This window comes from Streptococcus rubneri, assembly GCF_004785935.1.
GTDB lineage: Bacteria > Bacillota > Bacilli > Lactobacillales > Streptococcaceae > Streptococcus > Streptococcus rubneri.
In genome coordinates this window covers 572,608-598,224 of sequence record NZ_SRRP01000001.1, presented here as the reverse complement: position 1 = coordinate 598,224, position 25,617 = coordinate 572,608, and the positions used below count along the sequence as shown (strand labels likewise).

Sequence of the window (25,617 nt, the reverse complement as noted above, 5' to 3'; positions counted from 1 at the left end):
AAAGATGCCAATTAAAGTAGTGATTGCAGGTTTTAAAGGGAGAATGGGCCAAGCGGCTTATCACATGGTGTTAGAAGATCCTGAGCTTGAACTAGTTGGCTTGATTGATCCCCATGCTTCTGAAAAGGACCTGGCAGGTGTTCCGGTCTTTCATGACAAGGAAGGGGTTTTGTCTCTGGATGCGGATGTGTGGATTGATTTCACCATCCCTAAAGTTGCTTATGAACATACCCGTTTTGCTTTGGAGCATGGACTGGCACCTGTAGTTGGGACAACTGGATTTACAGCTGTAGAAATTACTGAGTTGGTTGAATTGTCTCGTAAAAAGGGGCTTGGTGGCTTAATTGCTCCCAACTTTGCTATTGGGGCGGTCTTGCTCATGCAATTTGCAGCCCAAGCTGCTAAGTATTTCCCAAATGTAGAGATTATCGAATTGCACCATGATAAGAAAAAGGATGCACCGAGTGGGACTGCTATGAAGACGGCTGAACTCATCAGTCAGGTCCGTCAACCACTAGAGCAAGGAGCGCTGGACGAAGAAGAAAGTCTTCTTGGAGCTCGTGGTGCCAACTATCAAGGCATGCACATCCATTCGGTTCGCTTGCCTGGTCTGGTAGCTCACCAAGAAGTAATTTTCGGTAGTCAAGGAGAAGGATTGACCTTACGCCACGATTCCTACGATCGGGTGTCCTTCATGACAGGGGTTAATCTAGGAGTAAAAGAAGTGGTCAAGCGTCATGAGCTTGTCTATGGTTTAGAACATCTATTATGAGATTAAAAAAACTGCCTTCTGAATTTCAGGAGGCTTTGCCAATATTAGAGAAGATTCGAAAAGCTGGATATGAAGCTTATTTCGTCGGAGGCTCTGTGAGAGATGCCATTTTAGGTCGTCCCATCCACGATGTAGACATCGCTTCTTCATCCTACCCAGAAGAAACCAAGGCGATTTTCGAGCGGACCATTGATGTCGGGATTGAACATGGGACTGTTTTAGTCCTTGAGAATCATCGAGAATATGAAATCACTACCTTTCGGACAGAGGATGTCTATGTCGATTTCCGAAGACCCAGTTCAGTTACTTTCGTACGTTCCTTAGAAGAGGATCTCAAGCGCCGTGATTTTACTGTCAATGCCTTTGCTTTGAGTGAAGAAGGGGAAATCATTGATCTCTTCAATGGACTGGAAGATTTGGAAACTCGTATCCTACGTGCAGTCGGAGAAGCGACAGAACGTTTTAACGAAGATGCTCTTCGAATCATGCGTGGTTTTCGCTTTCAGGCCAGTCTTGGATTTGATCTAGAGGAAGCAACCTTTAAGGCTATGGCAGATTGCGCTCCCTTGCTGGAGAAAATCTCTGTCGAGCGAGTCTTTATTGAACTGGATAAACTACTCTTAGCTCCTTTTTGGCGCAAGGGTTTGGAGGGTGTGATTGCTAGCCAAAGCTATCAGTACCTACCTCTCTTGCAAAATAGCCAATCATCACTAGAGAAACTGTTCCAGCTGTCCATGGACTATACCTTTACGAGTTCCGAGCAAGCTTGGGCCGCTTTACTCTTAACCTTAGATGAGAATAAGGTCTCTGCTTTTTTCAAGAAATGGAAAACCTCTCGTGACTTCGCTAAGAAGGTGGAGCAATTGGTTGAGATTTATCAGTTGCGTCTAATGGGATCCTTGAATCGACGAGATGTCTACCGCTATGACAAGTCTCTTCTCTTATCATCTGAAGAACTGCGTCAGGCTAAAGGTCTTGCTGTTGATTTCCAAGCCATCGAAGAATTGTACGATTCATTGACCATTCATGATAAGCATGAGATTGTAGTTAATGGTGGGATGCTGATGAAGGAATATGGCTTAAAACCAGGTCCAGGTCTAGGACAAGTGCTTTCTGCTATTGAATGGGCTATTGTGGATGGTGAATTAGAGAATGACAAACAAGCAATTGGTGATTTTTTGAGCCACTATCTTGAAGCTAAGAAGGGGGAAGTATGAGCGATTTTATTGTTGAAAAACTAACCAAGTCCGTCGGGGATAAGACGGTCTTTAAAGATATCTCGTTTATCATTCATGACTTAGACCGAATTGGACTAATCGGGGTCAATGGGACAGGGAAAACAACTCTCTTAGATGTTTTGTCGGGTCGTGCAGGCTATGACGGAGATCGTTCCCCTTTTTCTGCAAAGAATGACTATAAGATTGGTTATCTAACCCAAGAACCTCAATTTGATGATAGCAAGACGGTCCTTGATACAGTCTTGTCAGAAGATGTGAAAGAGCTCCAATTGATTCGTCAGTATGAGTTGTTGACGAGTCAGTACGATGAGAGCCAACAAGCCAAACTGGAAAAAGTCATGGCGGAGATGGACTCTCTCAATGCTTGGGAAATCGAAAGCCAAGTCAAAACAGTCTTGACCAAGCTGGGGATTCAGGATTTGTCTGCTAGGGTGGGGAGTTTGTCTGGTGGTCTGCGTCGCCGTGTCCAGCTAGCACAGGTTCTCTTGGGAGACCATGACTTATTATTATTAGACGAACCGACCAACCATTTGGATATTGATACCATCGAATGGTTGACCAACTTCTTGAAGAACTCTAAGAAAACCGTTCTTTTCATCACCCATGACCGTTATTTCTTGGACAATATTTCAACTCGTATTTTCGAACTGGACCGTGCTGGTCTAGTCGAATACCAAGGAAACTACCAGGATTATGTCCGCTTAAAAGCTGAGCAGGACGAACGGGATGCGGCTCTTCTTCACAAGAAGCAACAACTCTATAAGCAAGAATTGACCTGGATGCGTCGCCAACCGCAAGCGCGTGCTACCAAGCAACAGGCGCGGATCAATCGCTTCCACGACCTCAAGAAGGACCTATCTCACCAGGTTACAGAAACAGATTTGGAAATGTCCTTTGAAACCAGTCGAATCGGTAAGAAAGTCATTGAATTTCAAGATGTCGATTTCGCCTATGATCAAGGACCGATTCTGCAGCGGTTTAATCTATTGGTTCAGAACAAGGATCGGATTGGTATTGTAGGAGATAATGGAGTTGGGAAGTCAACCTTGCTCAACCTGATTGCAAGATCTCTACAACCAACTTCTGGGAAAGTCATCATTGGTGAAACGGTACGCATCGCTTACTTCTCGCAACAGATTGAAGGTCTGGACGAAAGTAAGCGGATGATTAACTTCCTGCAAGAAGTAGCGGAAGAAGTCAAGACCAGCGCAGGCTCTACATCAATTGCCGAATTGTTGGAGCAATTTCTCTTCCCTCGTTCGACCCACGGCACCTTGATTGAAAAACTATCCGGTGGTGAGAAGAAACGCTTGTATCTCTTGAAGCTCCTCATTGAAAAACCAAATGTCTTACTCTTGGACGAGCCGACCAATGATTTGGATATCGCTACCTTGACAGTGTTAGAGAATTTCCTACAAGGATTCGGCGGTCCGGTCATCACGGTTAGTCATGACCGCTACTTCCTAGACAAGGTTGCTTCTAAGATTTTAGCTTTTGAAAATGCTAGCATTCGTGAGTTCTTTGGAAATTATACGGACTATCTAGATGAGAAAAAGTTCGAGATAGAAATGGCTTCGGAGACTTCCAAGCCTGAAAAAGAAAAGACGGTTAAGGTCCGTGAAGAGAAGAAACGGATGAGTTACCAAGAAAAGCAGGAGTGGGCTACTATTGAGAGTGAGATTGAAGAAATCGAAGAGAAGATTGCTACCATTGAGGCAGTGATGAATGAGAATGGCTCTGATTTTGGGAAACTAGCTAGCCTACAAAAGGAAATGGATGAAGAAAACGAACGTCTACTTGCTAAATATGAACGTTATGAGTATTTGAGTGAGTTGGCCGAAAACTAAAGGAGGCTGTATGATTCAACTGAGTAAATTAAGTATCCTCTTATCCTCTATTTTGTTTATTGGGATTGGAATTGTTCTTTTTGTGAATCCAATTGAGAAAATAGCCACCTTTAGTTGGCTCATTTCTCTAGGTTTTTTCTTGATTTCTTTCTCCCGTCTTTCACGCTATTACAGAGAACGAACGAGGAGATCCGCTTATAGTCCTTCTCTGCTTCAGAGTGTGATTTCCCTGGTCTTTGCAGTCTACCTACTCTTATATGGCTACCAGACCTTGCCAATTGTCTTCCCTATCACTTTGGGAATCTGGCTCTTGTATAAATCAGCTCTTAGTTTAAGAAAGGCTCATTATCTTTCCAAACGGTCTGAGGAATTATCAAAGAAATTTACCTTCTGGGGTCTCATTCAATTATTCGTTGGTCTATTCTTGATTGTTAGTCCCCTGTCTATTAGTCTATTTTTATTAAATATTTTAGGGCTTTTCTTTTTGATTATCGGGATTCAATCCCTTAGACTATTTATGAAACTTCAAAATGATCGGTAGAAGATGAACTTGTTTGCCTTTAGGCTGACAAGTTCTTTTTTTGGTTCAAAATTGATAAAAATCATGAAAAACATTTGAAACCCTTTTCATAATTTGGTATACTAGTTTCAGTATGAAAATATAGAAGGAGAAAAACATGGCGAAAAAGATTATTGGTATTGACCTAGGTGGAACTTCTGTCAAATTTGCAATTTTGACACAAGAAGGAGACATTCAAGAAAAATGGTCTATCAAGACAAATATACTTGATGAAGGAAGCCATATTGTTCCGGATATCATTGCCTCCATTCAGCATCGTTTGGAACTTCTAAACTTAACATCTGAGGATTTCCTTGGGATTGGAATGGGCTCTCCTGGGGCAGTTGATCGCTTTGAAGGAACGGTTATCGGTGCCTACAACCTCAACTGGAAGACCCTTCAGCCAATTAAGAAAGATATTGAATCTGCCTTGGGAATTCCTTTCTTCATTGATAATGATGCTAACGTTGCTGCTCTTGGAGAGCGCTGGAAAGGTGCTGGTGAAAACCAACCGGATGTCGTCTTCATGACACTTGGAACTGGTGTTGGTGGCGGTATCGTAGCAGAAGGAAAACTCTTGCACGGTGCAGGTGGTGTTGCTGGTGAACTTGGCCATATCACAGTTGATTTTGATCGTCCATTTGATTGTACCTGTGGTAAGAAAGGTTGCTTGGAAACAGTAGCTTCAGCGACTGGTATTGTCAATTTGACCCGTCGCTATGCCGATGAATATGCAGGAGATGCGACCTTAAAACGTCTAATTGATGATGGTGAAGAAGTTACAGCTAAGACAGTCTTTGATCTTGCTAAAGATGGAGATGAGTTAGCACTGATTGTCTACCGTCATTTCTCTCAATACCTCGGTATCGCTTGTGCCAACATCGCTAGCGTCTTGAACCCAGCCAACATCGTCATCGGTGGTGGTGTATCAGCAGCAGGTCAATTCCTCTTGGATGGGGTTCAAAAGGTCTTTGACGAAAATACCTTCCCACAAGTACGGACATCCACTCAATTGGTTCTTGCCAATCTTGGAAATGATGCAGGTGTGATTGGAGCAGCTTCGCTCGTTCTCCAATAAAAAAATGAAATATGGAGATTCAAATCGAATGGTTTGAATCTCATTTTTTTTGTGAGCTGTGTTATAATGAAGACATTATTGCATTCAAGGAGAGTCCGTAATTCATTATGACTAAGGCAGATACTATATTTAAAGAAAATATTCGTAAAATCATGGAAGAAGGTGTCTGGTCCGAACAGGCCCGTCCAAAATATAAGGATGGTAGGACTGCTAATTCCAAGTACATTACCGGTGCCTTCATGGAATTTGACCTAGCTAAAGGTGAGTTCCCGATTACCACCCTTCGTCCTATCGCCATCAAATCAGCTATCAAGGAAATGTTATGGATCTATCAGGATCAGTCCAATAGCTTGGATGTTTTAGAGGAGAAGTACCAAGTTCACTACTGGAGCGACTGGGAAGTGGGGAATTCTCGTACCATTGGTCAGCGCTATGGGGCTGTAGTCAAAAAGCATGATATCATCAACAAGATTCTCAAACAGTTAGAAGAGAATCCGTGGAATCGTCGCAACATCATTTCTCTTTGGGACTACGAAGCCTTTGAGGAGTCAGAAGGCCTTTTACCTTGCGCCTTTCAAACCATGTTTGATGTCCGTCGGGTCGATGGCGATATTTATCTGGATGCAACTCTGACTCAGAGGTCCAATGATATGCTCGTCGCTCACCATATCAATGCTATGCAGTATGTAGCTCTTCAAATGATGATTGCCAAGCATTTTGGCTGGAAGCTTGGGAAATTCTTCTATTTCATTAACAATCTTCATATTTATGACAATCAGTTTGAACATGCTGAGGAATTGCTTCGTCGGGATCCATCCAATTGTCAGCCACGATTGAACTTAAATGTACCTGATGGTACTAATTTCTTTGACATCAAAGCAGAAGATTTTGAGTTGGAAGACTATGACCCTGTCAAGCCTCAATTGAAGTTTGATTTGGCAATTTAATGAAAGCGCATAAGCTCTTATTTCATGTGGAATTAGGAGCTTTTTTTTGTTACAAAGATTTAATCTATATTAAACAATATTTTTAAGCAAATCCCTTTGAACTATCGCATAAATTTGGTAGAATAAATGAGGTTAAGCTAAAAAAGCTAAACACATTTTAATATAAATGTTTAAAATGAAAACACGGAGGAAATAAATGAGTAAGGATTTATTCAACGACCGCATTAGCCGGTTCTCTATTCGTAAATTGAATGTGGGAGTCTGCTCGGTCCTCTTAGGAACACTCGTGATGGTTGGTACAGCAACTGGTGTTGCTGCTGAAGAAGCATCAGAAGCATCTTCTGATGTAGTTTCTACAGTTGCAAGTCCAACAGAAACATCAACAGCTACAGCAAGATCTGCAACAAGTGATCCAAGTGCTTCAACGGCAGCGACAACCTACCAAGCCGACGCACCGGTAACACCAGTAACGGAAACTCCTGCCAGTGTTTCGTCCTCAGCGAGTCCGGTAGCTTCTGCGGCATCTGAGGAGTCACAGGCAGTAAAAAGCTCAGAAAATCCAAAAGTAGAAGCAGTAAATCGTCCAGAGAATACTGCCACAACTACGACTGAAACAGTTAACAAAGTAGTAGATACACTTGCTTCAGGTCAACCTGTATCTAACACTCCAGTTACTGCTGAAACAGGTGGCCGTCGTCGAAGTCGTCGAGCGATCGGGGACCCTAATGATGAAAGCTTGATTGGGGATGATGTTGAAGATGCAACAGCAACTCCAAAAGTTGAAAAACCTGGCTTTACAACAAATCTTGATGCCAAATCTATGACTAGCCAAATCTCTTGGTTGGACTTTGGAGATGTAGCTAACTGGACAGGAGCAAAAACAATCCAGGTCGCTAAAAAGGAAGTTAAACCAAATGAGCTAGAAGAGGCCTTAGCTCTTCAAGTTGGGGCAACCTATACCAAGGAAATCATGCCTGGTTATGTAGTCACTGTAAAAGTCAAATCCTTGAAACCATTCCAAGCAACTGAAATCTATAAAAAACGGATGGAAGAACAAGGGGCTACAGAAGCTGAAAAAGCGACCTATGATCCAAATGCAAAAAATGGCTATGTAAGTGGTGTTACTTCACCAATTGCTAGGCAATATTTTGCTGATGGCAAAGAAGCCGACGTTATCGCTGATGCCCAAAACCGTTGGACTGAAATCAAACAGGAAAATGTTGATACAAAATCCAAGAAGACTACCATGAGTTCTGCATATAATGGTGGGAATATTGGAGTTCAGTTTGAAATTTCTGCAACCTTCCGTGGAAAGACAGTTAAGCCAGCTATTGTTATGGCTGATGGTGAGTCTGCTAACCCTGGTGAATTTGTTATGTTCACTACCAACGGAGAAGGTTGGCAGCACATTGGGGAATGGAAGAAAACTACTAGACCAGCCACCTCTGTTCCTTATGAACCACAAGATACTGAGAACCTTTTGGGACCTACACCTAAATATAATAATACTAACCTTAATCAAATTCGTAGATCTACTGAAGTTGGGCCAGAAAAGAAACCAGTAGCTTGGAAGTACTTTGGAAATCCTGACAAAGTTACGGGTGGTCTAGGAACCGGTATCTTTGGACCAAACATTTCTGAAGGAAATAGAACAGTTCCACTCGTAATGACGCGTGGAGCATCTGAAGTGGGACTTTATATTGCTTCAGCTGGTAAACAGTCTGCAATGCTAGGATTCTTCCCACTTGATGAAGGGGATGCTCCTGAGTCATATGGTAAGGCAGTTCATACCATTGCAACTGTAGACGGTGTTACTGGAGCTAAAGTAAATCAACCGTATCTTGGTAACGTAAGCCCAGATATGGATGAGAATACAACTCTCGACTGGTTCGGTGATGATAACTCTACTACGGCCGATGAAGGAATTAACCAATTGCTTCCAAGCGATCTCAAAGGGACAACCAATGAGATGATCAAGATGGACCGTACACGCCCAGGTAACTACAAGATGTCAGTTGAAGCCCATTTGGATGGAGCTTCAGAAGCACATATCTATGGTTGGGTAGACTTTAACCAAAATGGTAAATTCGATGAGGATGAACGCTCAAATCTCGCTACAATCACACAAGATGGCACTGTTGAGTTGACCTTTGCAAACAGCAAAACTTTTATTGATCCTAGCGTCAACGAGCTTGGTGCTCGTGTTCGTATCGCTAAGAAAGCGAACGAGATCGAAAGCCCAACTGGTATGGCCTTTTCAGGGGAAGTAGAAGACTTCAAGACTCAAATCACCCATCCACCAAAAGGGGAATTTAAGGAAACTTCTGGTCCTCAAGCTACTAAACAAACAGCAACAGTAACCTTTACAGCTCGTGGTGAACACAAGTATGAACGTAATTCTACTGCTGTTATTGATGAAACTGTAGAACCATACATCGTTGACAAAGATGGCAACCGTGCAACGCTTGATGCAGAAGGTTACTATGTTGTCCCAGGTCAAGGGAAATACAAAATCACTGCCAACGGTAAAGATGTAGACGTTGAGTTTATTCCTGAGGATAACTTCCTTGGAACAGCTGATGGTATCTCTATCCGTCGTTCAGATAATAATGGTTATGATACTGGTTGGTCAACAAAATTCCCAGATCAAGAAGCAAACATTAATGGTCAGTTGAATACCATGGATGGTCAATACGTTCCAACAGTCACTCCGATTGAAATCGAAGGGGTTGACAAGACATCGACTGATGTTCAAGGGGCAACTCAAAAAGAAACACCTACCTTTAATACAACTGCTACTAACTTAAATGGTGATAAAATTGCGATCACTCCAAGTGCAGAATATCCTGCTAAGTTGGTAGACCCAGCTACAGGTCTTACTACGGATGCGCCATCTGTAACAGTTAAAGGGGAAGGAACTTATACGATTAATCCTTCAACTGGTGAAGTAACCTTCACTCCAGAACCAGACTTTGTTGGAACAGCCAAAGGTGTGGATGTTACATTATCAGCACCAGTTGGACGCAATAAAAATGGTAAGGTTCAAGAGGAGTACATTAAGACAGCTACGGCTAAGTACACTCCAACTGTAACTCCAATTGCTATCACTCCAACAGACAAGGTTTCTGAGGATATTCAAAACGTTCCACAAACACAAACACCAACCTTTGATTTGAGTAACGATAAGACTGCGAAAATCACAAGTAAAAAATTAATAGATCCAGCGACTGGACAACCTACTGATGAATCTACTGTGACAGTCGCAGGTGAAGGAACATACACGATTGATCCTACTTCAGGAGCGGTAACATTTACTCCTGAAAAAGACTTTGTTGGAACTGCAAAAGGTGTTAGCGTTCAAGCTACTGCAACCATTACAAATGCCAACGGTAAGACAGCATCTATTACTTCAGATGCAACCTACACACCAACCGTTGTAGCCGCTGTTCCTACAGCAAGTCCTGCAACTTCAAAAGATATCCAAGGTGCCACTCAGGTTGGAATACCAACCTTTGCAGGAACTACTGTTCAAGTAAATGGCCAAGATAAAGCTATTGCGATTAAAGATAATAGCTATACACTTTTGGATAATGATGGTAACGAAGTTTCAAGCACGCCAGCTTATGCGGAAGATGGAACGACTCCAATTGGTACATTTTCAATCGATCCAGCAACTGGTAAAGTGACTTTCACACCAACGGATAAATCATACACCGGTAAAGTAACTCCAGCTAAGGTTCAAGCTGAAAGTTCAAACGGTATCAAGGTAGATACAACTTATACTCCAGAGATTGTACCGGTTACACCAACAGCAGCACCAGCTGAGACAACTGACATTCAAGGTGCAACACAAACTGGTAAACCTGAATTCAAGGGCGGAACGGTTACGATTGATGGAGTTAAGAAAACAGTAGAAATCAATGATGCTGTCCCAGCAACATTTGACGATGGAACAACTAAAAAGACTGTTGAAGGTGTTGGTACCTTCACAGTAGCAGCAGATGGTACTGTTACCTTTGTTCCGGAGAAATCATACGTTGGAACAGCGCCAGCTGTAACTGTGGTTCGTGAAGATAAGAATGGAACCAAAGCTTCAGCAATCTATACACCAACAGTTACCCCTGTTAAGCCAACCGCTGAAGATGTAAGTTCAAAAGATATCCAAGGCTCTACGCAAACTGGTAAACCAACCTTCACTGAAGGTGACCCACGTGTACCAATAGATGATAACGTTCCAGCGACCTTTGACGACGGTTCAATCATTCGTGTTGTTCCAGGTCAAGGAAGTTACGCTGTGAAGCCTGATGGAACTGTAACCTTTAAACCTGAGAAGTCCTTTACTGGAACTGCTAAAGGTGTCACAGTTAAACGTGTTGATAAGAATGGTACAGTAGTTACAGCTAAGTATACACCAACCGTTGTCCCTGTGACACCAACCGCGACACCAGCTGAAACTACAGATATCCAAGGTGCCACTCAAACTGGTAAACCTGAATTCAAGGGTGGAACTGTTGACATCGATGGTGTTGAGAAATCAGTTGCCATTAATGAAGCTGTTCCAGCAACATTTGATGATGGTTCAACAACTAAGACAGTTGAAGGAGTTGGTACATACACAGTTGCTCCAGACGGAACAGTGACATTTGTTCCAGAAAAATCATTCGTTGGAACTGCACCAGCAGTAACCGTTGTTCGTGAAGATAAGAATGGAACGAAAGCTTCTGCAACCTACACACCAACAGTATTACCTGTAACACCTGAAGCAACACCAGCTGAAACAAAAGACATCCAAGGTGCTACTCAAACAGGTAAACCTGAATTCAAGGGTGGAACTGTAACGGTTGATGGCGTTGAGAAATCAGTTGCCATTAATGAAGCTGTTCCAGCAACGTTTGACGATGGTTCTACAACTAAGACAGTGGATGGAGTTGGTAAGTTTACGGTTGCTGCTGATGGAACTGTTACATTTATTCCAGAACCAAACTTTACTGGTACTGCCCCAGCGGTAACCGTTGTTCGTGAAGATAAGAATGGAACCAAAGCATCAGCAACTTACACACCAACTGTAAATCCAGTTACTCTTACTCCAACTAATAAAGTTTCTGAAGACATTCAAAATGTACCTCAAACAGAAACGCCTACATTCGCTTTGAGTGATGATAAGACTGCTCAAATTACAAGTAAGAAGTTGATTGACCCAGCAACTGGCCAACCTACTGATGAAACAACAGTAACTGTTGAAGGTGAAGGAACTTATACAATCGATCCGACTACAGGAGCAGTGACTTTCACACCTGAAAAAGACTTTGTTGGAACTGCAACTGGAGTGAAAGTCCAAGCGACAGCGACGATTACAAATGAAGATGGTAAGACAACAACCATCACTTCAGATGCAAGTTACACACCAACAGTTGTAGCAGCTGTTCCAACAGCTAAACCAGCTACGTCTAAAGATATCCAAGGTGCTACTCAAACAGGGACACCAACCTTTGAAGGTGCAACTGTTCAAGTAAATGGTCAAGATAAAGCGATCACAATCAAAGAGAATAGCTACAAACTTTTGGATAACGATGGTAATGAAGTTTCAAGTACACCAGCCTTTGCTGAAGATGGAACAACACCAATTGGTACATTCTCTATCGACCCAGCAACTGGTACTGTAACTTTCACACCAACTGATAAGTCTTACACAGGTAAAGTAACACCTGTTAAGGTGCAAGCTGAAAGCTCAAACGGTATTAAGGTGGATACAACTTACACACCTGAAATCGTTCCAGTAACCCCAACTGCAACACCAGCAGAAACAACAGATATTCAAGGTGCTACTCAAACAGGTAAGCCTGAATTCAAGGGTGGAACTGTAACGGTTGATGGCGTTGAGAAAACTGTTGAAATCAACGAAGATGTTCCAGCGACATTTGACGATGGATCAACTACGAAGACCGTTGAAGGTGTTGGTACTTACACAGTAGCAGCAGACGGTACTGTTACATTTGTACCAGAAAAATCATTTGTCGGAACTGCACCAGCAGTGACCGTTGTCCGTGAAGATAAGAACGGAACTAAAGCCTCTGAGACCTACACACCAACTGTAACTCCTGTTAAACCAACAGCTACACCAGTTGAAACAACAGATATTCAAGGTGCGACTCAAACTGGTAAACCTGTATTTACTGAAGGCGATAGCCGTGTGCCAATGAACGATGATGTTCCAGCAACATTTAACGATGGCTCAACAACGAAGACAGTAGAAGGTGTTGGTACTTACACAGTAGCTCCAGATGGAACAGTGACATTTGTACCAGATAAATCATTCGTAGGAACTGCACCAGCGGTAACCGTTGTTCGTGAAGATAAGAACGGAACAAAAGCTTCTGCAACTTATACACCAACTGTAACACCAGTTACACCAACTGCAGAAGATACAACATCTACTAACAAACAAGGTCAAACGCAAACAGGTACACCAACCTTCACACCAGGAAATCCAAATGTCCCAATGGATGATGATACACCAGCAACCTTTGAAGATGGTTCAACAACCAAGACAATTCCAGGTGAAGGAACTTACACAGTTGCTCCAGACGGAACTGTAACCTTTGTCCCAGAAAAATCATTCACAGGTACAGGTACAGGCGTAACGGTTAAACGTGTCGATAAGAACGGTACTCCAGTTACTGCTAAGTACACACCAACAGTGACACCAGTAACACCGACTGCAAGCCCAGCTGAATCAGAAGGGCCTCAAGGTGTGGTTCAAACTGGAACTGTAACCTTCACAGAAGGTGATCCAGTGGCACCAATCGATAAGGATACCATTACTCTTCTTGATGAAAATGGTCAACCTGCTGCATCTGTAGTTGCTAAATCACCAGAAGGTAAAGAAATCGGTACTTTCACAGTTGATAAAGCAACTGGTCTTGTAACGCTCACTCCAACTAATAAATCATATTCAGGTGAAGTCGTTCCAGTTAAGGTTCAAGCCAAGGATGCAAACGGCACTCCAGCTGAAACAACCTACACTCCTAAGATTACTCCAGTTGTCCCAACTGCGAATCCAGCAACATCTACTGATATTCAAGGTGCAACTCAAACAGGTAAACCAAGCTTCACTGAAGGTAATCCTAATGTACCAATAGATGATGATACGCCAGCAACCTTCGAAGATGGCTCAACAACTAAGACAGTTGAAGGAGAAGGAACATACACAGTAGCTCCAGACGGAACTGTAACCTTTGTCCCAGAAAAATCATTCACTGGAACAGGCACAGGCGTAACAGTTAAACGTGTTGATAAAAATGGAACACCAGTTTCAGCTAAGTACACACCAACAGTAACTCCTGTAACACCAACAGCTGAAAATGCAACTTCAACTGATAAACAAGGTCAAGAACAATCAGGTAAACCGATCTTCACTCCAGGTAACCCAAGTGTACCAATGGATGACGAAGTTCCAGCAACCTTTGAAGATGGTTCAACAACTAAGTCAGTTGAAGGAGAAGGAACTTACACAGTAGCTCCAGACGGAACTGTAACCTTTGTCCCAGAAAAATCATTCACAGGTACAGGTACAGGCATAACGGTTAAACGTGTCGATAAGAACGGTACTCCAGTTACTGCTAAGTACACACCAACTGTGACTCCAGTAACCCCAACAGCAACTCCTGCTGAATCTGAAGCACCTCAAGGTGTGGTTCAAACTGGAACAGTAACCTTCACCGAAGGTGATCCAGTTGCACCAATTGACAAAGATACCATTACTCTTCTTGATGAAAATGGTCAACCAGCAGAATTTGTAGTTGCTAAATCACCAGAAGGGAAAGAAATCGGTACTTTCACAGTTGATAAAGAAACAGGCCTTGTAACCTTCACACCAACTGATAAATCATATTCTGGTGAAGTCGTTCCAGTTAAGGTTCAAGCTAAAGATACAAATGGAACTGTTGCTGAAACAACTTACACACCTAAGATTACTCCAGTTGTACCAACTGCTGAACCTGCAACATCTACAGATATCCAAGGTAAAACACAAACAGGTACACCAAGCTTCACACCTGGTAACCCTGCAATCCCAATGGATGATGATGTGCCAGCAACCTTTGAAGATGGTTCAACTACGAAGACAATTCCAGGAGAAGGAACTTATACAGTTGCTCCAAACGGAACTGTAACTTTTGTACCAGAAAAATCATTCACAGGAACAGGTACAGGGGTAACAGTGAAACGTGTTGATAAGAACGGTACTCCAGTTACTGCAACATACACACCAACTGTAACACCAGTAACCCCAACTGCTGAGCCAGCAACTTCAACTGACAAGCAAGGTCAAACTCAAACAGGTAAACCAAGCTTCACACCAGGAAATCCTAATGTTCCTATGAACGATCAAGTTCCTGCAACCTTTGAAGATGGTTCAACTACGAAGGAAATTCCGACTGTTGGTATCTACACAGTAGCAGCGGATGGAACTGTAACCTTCACACCAGATCCACGCTTTGTAGGTGAAGCACCAGCAGTAACAGTTGTACGTGAAGATGTGAACGGAACAAAAGCTTCTGCGACCTACACACCAACTGTAACTCCAGTTACTCCAACAGCAGAACCAGCTTCATCAGAAGCTCCTCAAGGAATTGTTCAAACAGGCAAACCAACCTTCACAGAAGGGGATCCAATCGCCCCAATGAACCCTTTAACCTTGAAACTTTACGATGACTCTGGAGATCCAGCTGATCAATTGGATGCCTTCTCACCTGCAGGAGATATCATCGGTATCTTCACAGTTGACAAAGAGAAAGGCCAAGTGATCTTCACTCCAACTAACAAAGCTTACTCAGGTAAAGTTCTTCCTGTAGGCGTTTCAATGGAAGATGCAAATGGTACCACTGCACGTACAACGTACACACCATTCATCACTCCAGTAGTTCCAACAGGAGAACCAGCTACATCAACTGATATCCAAGGGGCTACTCAAACAGGCAAACCAAGCTTCACTGAAGGAAATCCTGCAGTACCAATGGACGATGCTGTACCAGCAACATTTGTCGACGGTTCAACTACTAAGGTTGTTCCAGGTGAAGGTACATACACAGTTGCTCCAGACGGAACTGTAACCTTCGTACCAGAAAAATCATTTGTTGGAACTGCAGCAGGTATCGTGGTTCAACGCCAAGATAAGAATGGTACAGTTGTGAAAGCTATGTACACACCAACAGTAACACCAGTAACACCAACAGGTACACCAGCAGTATCTACTGATGTACAAGGTGCAACTCAAACTGGTAAACCAAACTTCACTGAAGGTGATAGCCGTGTGCCAATGAACGACACCGTTCCAGCTACATTTGAAGATGGCTCAACTACGAAGACAGTTGAAGGCGTTGGTACTTACACAGTAGCAGCTGACGGAACAGTTACCTTCGTACCAGAGAAATCATTCGTCGGAACTGCACCAGCAGTGACAGTGGTTCGTGAAGACGTGAACGGCACTAAAGCACAAGCGACCTACACACCAACTGTAACTCCTGTGACGCCAACAGCTGAACCTACAACATCTACAGACATCCAAGGTCAAACTCAAACAGGTAAACCAAGCTTCACACCTGGTAACCCAAGTGTACCAATGGATGATGATGTGCCAGCAACCTTTGAAGATGGTTCAACTACGAAGACAATTCCAGGTGAAGGAACGTATACAGTTGCTCCAGACGGAACTGTAACCTTCGTACCAGAAAAATCATTCACAGGAACAGGTACAGGCGTAACTGTTAAACGTGTTGACAAGAACGGTACAGCTATTACAGCGAAGTACACACCAACTGTGACTCCAGTTGCACCAACAGGTGAACCAGTTACTTCAATTGGTAAGAAGGGTGCTACTCAAACAGGTAAACCAAGCTTCACCGAAGGTGATAGCCGTGTACCAATGAATGATCAAGTTCCAGCAACCTTTGGTGATGGTTCAACTACGAAGACCATCCCAGGTGTTGGTACCTACACTGTGGCAGCAGACGGAACTGTAACCTTCACTCCAGAACCTGAATTTACCGGAACTGCACCAGCAGTGACAGTAGTTCGTGAAGATGTGAATGGAACAAAAGCTTCTGCAACTTATACACCAACTGTTCTTCCAATCACTAAGTTTGTTGATAAAGAAGGTAAGGAAATCCCAGGATATCCTACAGTTGATGGAGAAGAGCCAAAAGCTGAAATTCCAGGTTACTGCTTTGTGGAAACGAAGAAATTGCCTAATGGTGATACTGAACACGTCTATGAAAAAGTGAGAACTTCATACGTAGACGAAAACGGTGATCCTATCCCAGGTAACCCTACAGAAGATGGGGAACAACCGAAGAAAGAAATCCCAGGTTATGACTTCGTGAAGACTGTTGTAGATGCAAGCGGAAATACCCAACACATCTACAAGAAGACAGTAACACCAGATCCAGCACCTACTCCGGATCCAGTTCCAACACCAGATCCAGCACCTACTCCGGATCCGGTTCCAACACCAGATCCAGTACCTACTCCGAATCCGGTTCCAACACCAGATCCAGCACCTACTCCGGATCCAGTTCCAACACCAGATCCACAACCAAAATCAGAAGAATCTGTCGTTCCACAAGTGAAGGAAGAAGTTCGCTTTATTGATCCATCTAATCAAACTGCTCAACTTCCAAACACTGGTACGAAAGAAACTTCAACTCTTGGTCTTTCTCTTCTAACTGCCCTAACTGGTCTTTCCTTATTTGGGTATGCTAAGCGTAAGAAAGAAGATTAAGAAATCGACTGATCTGTAAAAAAAAACCGCGAGAAATCGCGGTTTTTTTAATTTTAGTAGTATAAAATTTCCTTGCTTTTAGGGTAGTTGGAAACAGTCAATTCGTAAAAAATTTGATAGAATAGTAGTATCAGTGTAAAGGATAAGACAATGAATAAAAAAGTAATTGGGATATGGGCACAAACCAAGAATGGAGTGATCGGAAAAGATCAAGTGATGCCTTGGCATTTACCTGCTGAATTGCGCCATTTTAAAGAAACGACGATAGGTCAAGCCATTCTAATGGGAAGAGTAACCTACGAAGGTCTAAACAAGCGTGTCCTTCCAAATCGTATCAATATCGTCCTTTCTAGAGATCCTCAATATAATGTAGAGAATGATCAAGTGCTCGTCTTTTCTTCTGTCGAGATGGTTTTAGACTGGTACAAAAAGCAGTCTAAATCTCTCTTTATCATTGGAGGTGAGAAAGTTATCAGACTTTTTGAGCCTTACTTGGAAGAATTATATCAAACAATCATTGATGCGGAGCTTGAAGGAGACACTTTCTTTCCGGCGACTTTTGATTGGACCCACTTCAACCTACTTGAAGAGAAGACCATTATAAGTGATGAAAAAAATCCTTATGATTTCACCATCAAACACTTTGAAAGAAAGGATTGCTAACCAATGGAACGGAGTATTTTTGGCTTTTTCACAGCAGTACTTGGTGTAATTTGCCTTGTCTGCGCATCACAAACCTTTCGGAAGAAGCGCTTCGGATTAGCTATTCTCTTTTTATTGAATGCTTTCACCAACTTGGTGAATTCTATCCATGCCTTTTATATGACACTTTTTAAATAACTTTTAAAGATTAAGAATACGGAGATTACAATGCCTACTAATCAATCAAATGAGATGATGGTTTATTGTTCGTTCTGTGGTAAAAACCAAGACGAAGTTCAGAAAATCATCGCCGGTAATAATGCCTTTATCTGTAATGAATGTGTGGAACTCGCACAAGAAATTATCCGTGAAGAACTAGCAGAAGAAGTTCTCTCAGATCTTTCAGAAGTTCCAAAACCAATCGAATTGCTAAACATCCTTAACCATTATGTGATTGGTCAAGATCGTGCTAAACGTGCTTTGGCTGTTGCTGTTTATAATCACTACAAACGTATTAACTTCCATGAAAATCGCGAAGAAGACAATGATGTAGATCTTCAAAAATCAAATATTTTGATGGTTGGGCCGACTGGTTCTGGTAAGACTTTCCTAGCGCAAACACTTGCTAAGAGTTTAAATGTCCCATTTGCCATTGCAGACGCTACTGCCTTGACTGAAGCTGGTTATGTTGGTGAAGATGTCGAAAACATCCTTCTCAAACTCTTACAAGCCGCTGACTTTAATATTGAACGTGCTGAACGTGGGATCATTTATGTAGATGAAATCGATAAGATTGCTAAGAAGAGCGAGAACGTTTCTATTACTCGAGATGTATCTGGGGAAGGAGTTCAACAAGCCCTCCTCAAGATTATCGAGGGTACTGTGGCAAGTGTTCCTCCTCAAGGTGGCCGTAAACATCCGCAACAGGAAATGATTCAGGTAGATACCAAAAATATTCTCTTTATCGTTGGAGGAGCCTTTGATGGGATTGAAGAGATTGTGAAGCAACGTCTTGGAGAAAAGATTATTGGATTTGGTCAAAATAGCAAAGCTATTGATGAGTCTAGCTCCTACATGCAAGAAATTATCGCTGAAGACATTCAAAAATTTGGTATTATCCCTGAATTGATTGGTCGTCTTCCTGTATTTGCGGCCTTGGAGCAGTTAACAGTCGATGATTTAGTCCGTATTTTGAAGGAACCTAGAAATGCCCTTGTCAAGCAATATCAAGCTCTCTTATCCTTTGATAATGTTGAATTAGAATTCGATGATGAAGCTCTTCAAGAAATTGCTAATAAAGCAATTGAGAGAAAAACTGGGGCACGTGGTCTTCGTTCCATCATTGAGGAAACCATGTTGGATGTCATGTTTGAAGTTCCAAGTCAAGAAAATGTTAAATTGGTTCGAATTACTAAAGAGGCAGTTGATGGGACAGAGAAACCAATTTTAGAAACTGCCTAGAAAGAAACGATATGAAAGTCAATACCCATAATGCAGATATTCTTTTGAGTGCTGCGAATAAGAGTCACTATCCTCAAGATGATATCCCAGAAGTTGCACTTGCCGGTCGCTCAAATGTCGGCAAGTCTTCTTTTATTAACACCATGCTTAATCGCAAAAACCTAGCTCGTACCTCAGGAAAACCTGGAAAAACACAGCTCTTAAATTTCTTCAATATTGATGATCAACTCCGATTTGTCGATGTCCCAGGATATGGATATGCTCGCGTTTCAAAAAAGGAACGGGAGAAGTGGGGGAAAATGATTGAGGAGTATCTCACAACAAGAAAAAACCTTAAAGCAGTTATTAGCTTGGTTGATCTTCGTCATGAGCCATCTGCTGATGATGTTCAGATGTATGAGTTTTTAAAATACTACGAGATCCCTGTTATTTTGGTCGCGACAAAAGCCGATAAAATTCCAAGAGGTAAATGGAATAAACATGAGTCGATGATCAAGAAAAAACTAGACTTTGATAAAAGCGATACCTTTATCATCTTCTCCTCAGTTAATAAGGCGGGAGTTGAAGAATCTTGGTCTGCAATTTTTCAAAAAATATTTACGGAATAAATCGTATATTGTTATTCTTGTTATAAATGTGTTTGATTTATCTCGATAATGTAATCGAAATGTAATATTATACCCAACAAAATATACTCTTTCTGTGTTATAATTTTTGATATAAGATATTCATTTTACATTAGGAGATCACAAAATTGAAAAAGTTACTAAATAAATCGAAAATAATCGGATCATTGGTAGCACTAGTAGCAGTAGGAACTGTAGCTGCAGCAATGAGCGAACACATTGGTAAGGTTGGAGCAAACGATGAAGGTTATAGCCAGTATTCGGATCCAACAGAAACCTTTATTTCTCAAATTGGTGAGTCTGCTCGCCAAATCGGTCAAGAAAACGATCTATATGCATCTGTTATGATTGCTCAAGCAATTTTGGAAAGTGGTGCAGGTCAATCAGGTCTTTCTTCTTATCCGCATTATAACTTATTTGGAATTAAAGGAAGTTATGCTGGTCAATCTGCATACATGCAGACTTGGGAAGATGATGGCTACGGGAATGCCTATACGATTAATGACGCTTTCCGTTCTTATCCAAGCTACTACGAGTCTTTACTAGACTATGTAGCCGTATTGAAACAAGGACATTTTGCTGGTGCCTGGAAGAGTAATACAACTAGTTATCAGGATGCCACAGCAGCTTTGACTGGTGTGTATGCGACAGATACTAGCTACTATGCTAAATTGAATAACATCATAGAAACCTATAATCTAACCCAGTATGATGTTCCAAGTGTTCAAGGTGGTTATGAAGGGACTGTATATAACCCATACCGTCAACAGTTTACTTCACAAGAAATCCTTAATTTAGATATCGCTTGGGCAAGTCGTTTTCAATAAAATATGATTTAAATAGAAATTCTGCAGGCTAAAGTAGCCTGCTTTTTTACTTTTAATGTTTTAAATCAAATTCCTTTATCTGTTGAATGCTCCTGGTTTATTTACTATTAATTTTTCTGAAAACCTTTTCAGAAAGTCTATTATATGATATAATGAAGAAGTTCACAAATTCAATATATAAGGAGATTCAGATGGGAGAATCAAATTTTGTTCTTAAGGTAGAAGCAGCATGTCAGAAGAAGGAAGAATTGTATACGGCTTCTAAAGCTCGTTATGCGGTTCGCTCTATGTTCGCGGGTGCGTTTTTGACAATGAGTACTGCAGTAGGGATTGTGGGGGCAGATCTTCTCAACACTTTCTTGCCAGGTTCTGGTCGTTTCTTATTCCCATTTATTTTTGCGTGGGGATTGGTTTATTTACTATTCTTAAATAGTGAGTTAACGACTTCCAATATGATGTACCTTACAGCTGGTGTTTATCTAAAGAAGATTGATTGGAAGAAAGCTTTAGAAATTTTACTCTATTGTACATTTTTTAATCTAGTTGGTGCCTTGTTCCTCGCATTTCTCTTCAGTCAGACAAGTGCTTTTGCTAATTTGAATCAAAAGGGCTTCCTTGGTTCGGTTGTAGAGATGAAATTGCAACGTTCTAATCAATTGGTCTTCTTTGAAGGGATTATTGCCAACATCTTTGTTAATATAGCTATTTTGTCCTATTTATTCTTTAAAGATGAAACAGCGAAAGTTCTGATGGCTTTGTCAGCTATTTATATGTTTGTATTTCTTACAAATGAACACATTGCTGCAAACTTTGCTTCCTTCTCACTGGCTACGTTTAATTCTATTTCTAAAGATTTGCCTCATCTAGAGTTCTTCAATGTTCTTCGTCATTACACTGTCACTTTTGTAGGGAACTGGGTAGGAGGAGGAGTCATCATGGGCTTGGCCTATGCGTGGCTCAATCGTACAAAGACTATTTATAAAGATTAAGATTTTTTAAAAAAGTTTGCAAAAATACTTGCATTCTTTTTTTTTATGTGATACACTTAATAACGGTTTGAAAAAACTGCCTAAGACAGTAGGGGAGCTAGACTCATAAATATCCTACCGAGGACAAAACGTATCATGTAAAAAGAAGCGTATTGTACTTTCGTGTCTAGGTTTGGGCGCGTTTTTCTTTTGGAAAAATTCCCCAAGCAAAATAATTACGGAGGTGAACACACTAATGAGTGAAGCAATTATTGCTAAAAAAGCAGAACTAGTTGACGTAGTGGCTGAGAAAATGAAAGCTGCTGCATCTATCGTCGTGGTTGACGCTCGTGGTTTGACAGTTGACCAAGATACAGTTCTTCGTCGTGAGCTTCGTGGAAGCGAAGTTGAGTACAAAGTTATTAAAAACTCAATCTTACGTCGTGCAGCTGAAAAAGCTGGACTTGAAGATCTTGCATCTGTGTTTGTTGGACCATCTGCTGTAGCATTTTCTAACGAAGATGTTATCGCACCAGCGAAAATCTTGAACGATTTTTCTAAAACTGCTGACGCACTTGAAATCAAGGGTGGTGCAATCGAAGGCGCTGTCGCATCAAAAGAAGAGATCCTTGCTCTTGCAACTCTTCCAAACCGCGAAGGACTTCTTTCTATGCTCCTTTCTGTACTTCAAGCGCCAGTGCGCAACGTTGCTCTTGCAGTCAAAGCGGTTGCAGACAACAAAGAAGACGCAGCTTAATCCTAAGCTACGCAGCGTAGCCTAGCTACAAAAAAATAAAAAAACTAATTTTAAAACTTATTTGGAGGAAATAACAATGGCATTGAACATTGAAAACATTATTGCTGAAATTAAAGAAGCTTCAATCCTTGAATTGAACGACCTTGTAAAAGCTATCGAAGAAGAATTTGGTGTAACTGCAGCTGCTCCTGTAGCTGTTGCTGCAGCTGGTGCTGCTGACGCTGGTGCTGCTAAAGACTCATTCGACGTTGAATTGACATCTGCAGGCGACAAGAAAGTCGGCGTTATCAAAGTTGTACGTGAAATCACAGGTCTTGGACTTAAAGAAGCTAAAGAACTTGTTGATGGAGCACCTGCAGTTGTTAAAGAAGGTGTTGCTACAGCTGAAGCTGAAGAAATCAAAGCTAAATTGGAAGAAGCTGGAGCTTCAGTTACTCTTAAATAATCGAGTTTCCAATCAAAATGAAAACCGAGGTTTAGACCTCGGTTTTTTTTTTTTTAAATTCTTATTTAGATTATTAATTATTTTTAAAAAGATAACATGAATCTTCTTATTCTTTATAATAAGATTTTTTGATACTCAATTCACAATTTTTATCATATTATGATATAATTTGGTCATATAGGAAAAGTCTTAGGAGTTAATTTGATGAATAAAGTTAAAATCATTAGTAATCCTTATGAAAAGAAGGTTTTATTTGAGCGTTGGAATAACCAATTAAATTCTTGGGTAACGATTGATCAAGAAAGCAATTCGAATAGTAAACTGATCAGTAACGATTTTCAGACTGGTTTTTTTCCGTTTAAAGTATATGAAATTGTTCATCAGATCATCGATGAGTACTCAGTATCTGAAGATCCCTTGCTCATTAGTTTTTCGGGTAGTGATGATGAATTTCAAGAATTGGAGAATCTACTATTAGATACACAATTTGAAAATATTGAACTCGAAAAGTCAGAAAATTACTTGGAGAATGCTCGTGATGTCTTACCTGAGATTAATAAAATTTTTAAAAAATTAGATCCTCTCATCACAAAGAACATCGAAGACGAGAGTGGTGAGATTCAACAGCAACTCAAACGCTTCTCAGATGCTTCAAACGATATCGTTCCAATTTGTGTTTTAGGAACTTACAGTGCTGGTAAATCAACATTTATTAATTCCTTAATTGGTTGTGAGTTACTGCCTAGCGCTGAAACTCCTGTAACAGCGAAAGTTTATAAATTATCCTCCACTAATCAAAAAGACAGAGCTAGTGTACGATTTACGTTTAAGGATGAAGAAGTCAGAATTCAGGCTCGTGCTGATAAGTTAGTATTTGATGGGTTAAAAGTTGAAGAAGAACTGATTGATTCTATTAACCTTGCTATCCAGGAGGAAAAGGCATCTTCCATCATTGAAAAAGTCCATCTCATATTGGAAGAGTTAAATGACTATTCGGATAGCGAAATTGGAGACTTAATTGAAATTGAAATTCCTTTTGGAAGAAGTACACTTGATGAAGTTAATTATCAAATAGCTATCTTTGATACCCCTGGATCTAACTCTTCTACAAACCTTCAACATTCAGATGTTTTAGACAAATCTATGAAAGGCATGTCTAATGGACTACCAATTTTTGTAACAGATAGCAGTTCAATGGACAGTACAGATAATGATAATCTAAAAGATAAATTAAAAAAAGTTTCTGGATTAGATAGTCGTTTTACTATGATTGTAGTAAACAAGGCAGAAAGTGCTGATATTAATTTAAGAAAATTCAAAAAGGATTCATTCAGACAAAAGATTATGAATCAGTCGATTCCGAGAGAACTATATGCACAAGGTATCTTCTATGTTTCTTCTATTCTTGGTTTGGGTTCGAAATTAAATGGAGAACTACGAGGGGAATTCTATTCGGAATTATTCGATACATATAAAGTTAAATACTCTGATTCAAGCAATGATTATTATAAGAGACTGTTCGATTTCAATATTGTACCTCCTCAGATGAAACAGACCATGGTAGAATCAGCTGAAGCGAATCAAAATTGCATTTATGCAAATAGTGGGTTGTTAACCATAGAAGATGCGATTAAGAACTTCGTTATTAAATACTCACATTATGATAAGTGTCAACAAGCCAGAGAGACTCTAAATCGATTGATTGTTATTACGGATAAGGAAATTGATGAGAAAAATGAGGATTTGAGCGGAAGAAAACTGGAGTTACAAAACAAACTGGATGATAAAAAAGCCAGCACGTTAGCAACTATTGATGATAGAATTTCTAAAGAAAGAGGAGAACATACAACTAGGTATCCTCAAGAAATGGCAAGCTTTATCCAGAGTTTGACCCAGACATTGAAAAAAGAAAATGTTGAATCTCTTTATTCTAACTATTATGAAAAGTATTCTCAGGAGTATCCTGAAATAGTAATAGAAGACGGGCATGATGAAACTAATTTATTCCGTAAATTAAAGGGACAGTTTGATGGAGCAGTTCAACAGTTTAAATCATCGGAAGAAAGACGGAGAAAGATTGAGGAGAAAGCTTCTGTAGAAGTTCTGGATGATGTTAAAAAACAATTTAGTGATCGGATGATTAAAGCTAAAGAAAGTTTCAATCAGTTTTCTAAAGAGTTTTGGGTAAATGCTACTAGTGATATTCGTACAGAATTGGAAAAAGTAATTGCTGGAGATTTAGAACTTGAACCAGAGAAAAGAAAAGAAATTTCAGAAATGATTATTTCCTATGAAGATATTAATTTTGATCGATTTGACTTAGGGAAATTCAATCGAGATGAACTAAGCTATATATTTAGAATAGGTGATTTTAAACTGAAGTCAAATAAAATTAATATTTCTGGTTTAACAAATACATATAACAAAGAATTTAATGCGAAATTGACAGAATTTAGCGATACCATTCGTTCTGAACACGAATTAAAATTTTATAATTGGACACAGGATTTAGGTAGCTTAATTAAAAGTAATATTATTGAATTTAGTCCAGAACTAAAAGAACTGGACAAGAAAATTGAAAAGATAAGCAGAGAGATTTATAGTTTGGAGATTCAGCAAAAGCAAATCACAGCCTATGTCACTCAAATCAAACGGATGATATCTTGGAAATAA

At 40.6% G+C, this 25,617-nt stretch carries 15 protein-coding genes and 1 other annotated feature; all 15 genes read left to right on the top strand.

The features are described from left to right. Nucleotides 1-4: 4 nt before the first annotated feature. The 15 genes from dapB to E5S68_RS03000 all read left to right on the top strand — a co-directional run bounded on the left by dapB (nucleotide 5) and on the right by E5S68_RS03000 (nucleotide 25,617). Nucleotides 5-772, top strand: coding sequence for a 4-hydroxy-tetrahydrodipicolinate reductase (gene dapB / locus E5S68_RS03080; protein WP_135782308.1), 768 nt, complete (start codon nucleotides 5-7; stop codon nucleotides 770-772). Further along, nucleotides 769-1,989 carry a CCA tRNA nucleotidyltransferase gene (locus tag E5S68_RS03075; protein WP_135782307.1) on the top strand — a complete coding sequence of 407 codons (1,221 nt, stop codon included), beginning with the start codon at nucleotides 769-771 and terminating at the stop codon, nucleotides 1,987-1,989. The genes dapB and E5S68_RS03075 overlap by 4 nt, the downstream gene beginning before the upstream one ends. Continuing rightward, complete coding sequence (locus tag E5S68_RS03070) at nucleotides 1,986-3,857, top strand: ABC-F family ATP-binding cassette domain-containing protein (RefSeq protein ID WP_135782306.1); 1,872 nt, start codon at nucleotides 1,986-1,988, stop codon at nucleotides 3,855-3,857. Before E5S68_RS03075 ends, E5S68_RS03070 begins: the two co-directional genes overlap by 4 nt. A 10-nt stretch (nucleotides 3,858-3,867) precedes the next feature. Then, nucleotides 3,868-4,398, top strand: coding sequence for a DUF308 domain-containing protein (locus tag E5S68_RS03065; protein WP_135782305.1), 531 nt, complete (start codon nucleotides 3,868-3,870; stop codon nucleotides 4,396-4,398). Nucleotides 4,399-4,534: 136 nt separating this feature from the next. Beyond that, nucleotides 4,535-5,494 (top strand): ROK family glucokinase, encoded by a 960-nt coding sequence (locus tag E5S68_RS03060; RefSeq protein ID WP_135782304.1) that lies wholly within the window; start codon nucleotides 4,535-4,537, stop codon nucleotides 5,492-5,494. A 107-nt stretch (nucleotides 5,495-5,601) separates the two neighbouring features. Continuing rightward, nucleotides 5,602-6,441 (top strand): thymidylate synthase, encoded by an 840-nt coding sequence (locus E5S68_RS03055; protein WP_135782303.1) that lies wholly within the window; start codon nucleotides 5,602-5,604, stop codon nucleotides 6,439-6,441. Between the two features lie 196 nt (nucleotides 6,442-6,637). Then, the gene (locus E5S68_RS03050) at nucleotides 6,638-17,218 is read left to right on the top strand and encodes a CshA/CshB family fibrillar adhesin-related protein (RefSeq protein WP_135782302.1); all 10,581 of its coding nucleotides are present in this window, start codon (nucleotides 6,638-6,640) and stop codon (nucleotides 17,216-17,218) included. Between the two features lie 150 nt (nucleotides 17,219-17,368). Beyond that, nucleotides 17,369-17,881, top strand: a complete 513-nt coding sequence (locus E5S68_RS03045; RefSeq protein WP_135782301.1) for a dihydrofolate reductase — start codon at nucleotides 17,369-17,371, stop codon at nucleotides 17,879-17,881. Nucleotides 17,882-18,088: 207 nt separating this feature from the next. Continuing rightward, on the top strand, nucleotides 18,089-19,321 hold the full coding sequence (clpX, locus tag E5S68_RS03035; protein WP_135782299.1) for an ATP-dependent Clp protease ATP-binding subunit ClpX: 1,233 nt from the start codon (nucleotides 18,089-18,091) through the stop codon (nucleotides 19,319-19,321). Nucleotides 19,322-19,332: 11 nt separating this feature from the next. Beyond that, nucleotides 19,333-19,929, top strand: a complete 597-nt coding sequence (gene yihA / locus E5S68_RS03030; RefSeq protein WP_135782298.1) for a ribosome biogenesis GTP-binding protein YihA/YsxC — start codon at nucleotides 19,333-19,335, stop codon at nucleotides 19,927-19,929. Nucleotides 19,930-20,075: 146 nt separating this feature from the next. Then, nucleotides 20,076-20,774, top strand: coding sequence for a glucosaminidase domain-containing protein (locus E5S68_RS03025; RefSeq protein ID WP_135782297.1), 699 nt, complete (start codon nucleotides 20,076-20,078; stop codon nucleotides 20,772-20,774). 191 nt (nucleotides 20,775-20,965) lie between these two features. Next, entirely contained in the window at nucleotides 20,966-21,763 is a 798-nt protein-coding gene (locus tag E5S68_RS03020) for a formate/nitrite transporter family protein (protein WP_135782296.1), read from the top strand. A gap of 61 nt (nucleotides 21,764-21,824) precedes the next feature. After that, nucleotides 21,825-21,960, top strand: a sequence feature (ribosomal protein L10 leader region). A gap of 38 nt (nucleotides 21,961-21,998) precedes the next feature. Next, complete coding sequence (rplJ, locus tag E5S68_RS03010) at nucleotides 21,999-22,499, top strand: 50S ribosomal protein L10 (RefSeq protein WP_126404284.1); 501 nt, start codon at nucleotides 21,999-22,001, stop codon at nucleotides 22,497-22,499. Between the two features lie 76 nt (nucleotides 22,500-22,575). Continuing rightward, entirely contained in the window at nucleotides 22,576-22,944 is a 369-nt protein-coding gene (rplL, locus tag E5S68_RS03005) for a 50S ribosomal protein L7/L12 (RefSeq protein ID WP_061564003.1), read from the top strand. A gap of 204 nt (nucleotides 22,945-23,148) precedes the next feature. Next, the gene (locus tag E5S68_RS03000; protein ID WP_135782295.1) at nucleotides 23,149-25,617 is read left to right on the top strand and encodes a dynamin family protein; all 2,469 of its coding nucleotides are present in this window, start codon (nucleotides 23,149-23,151) and stop codon (nucleotides 25,615-25,617) included.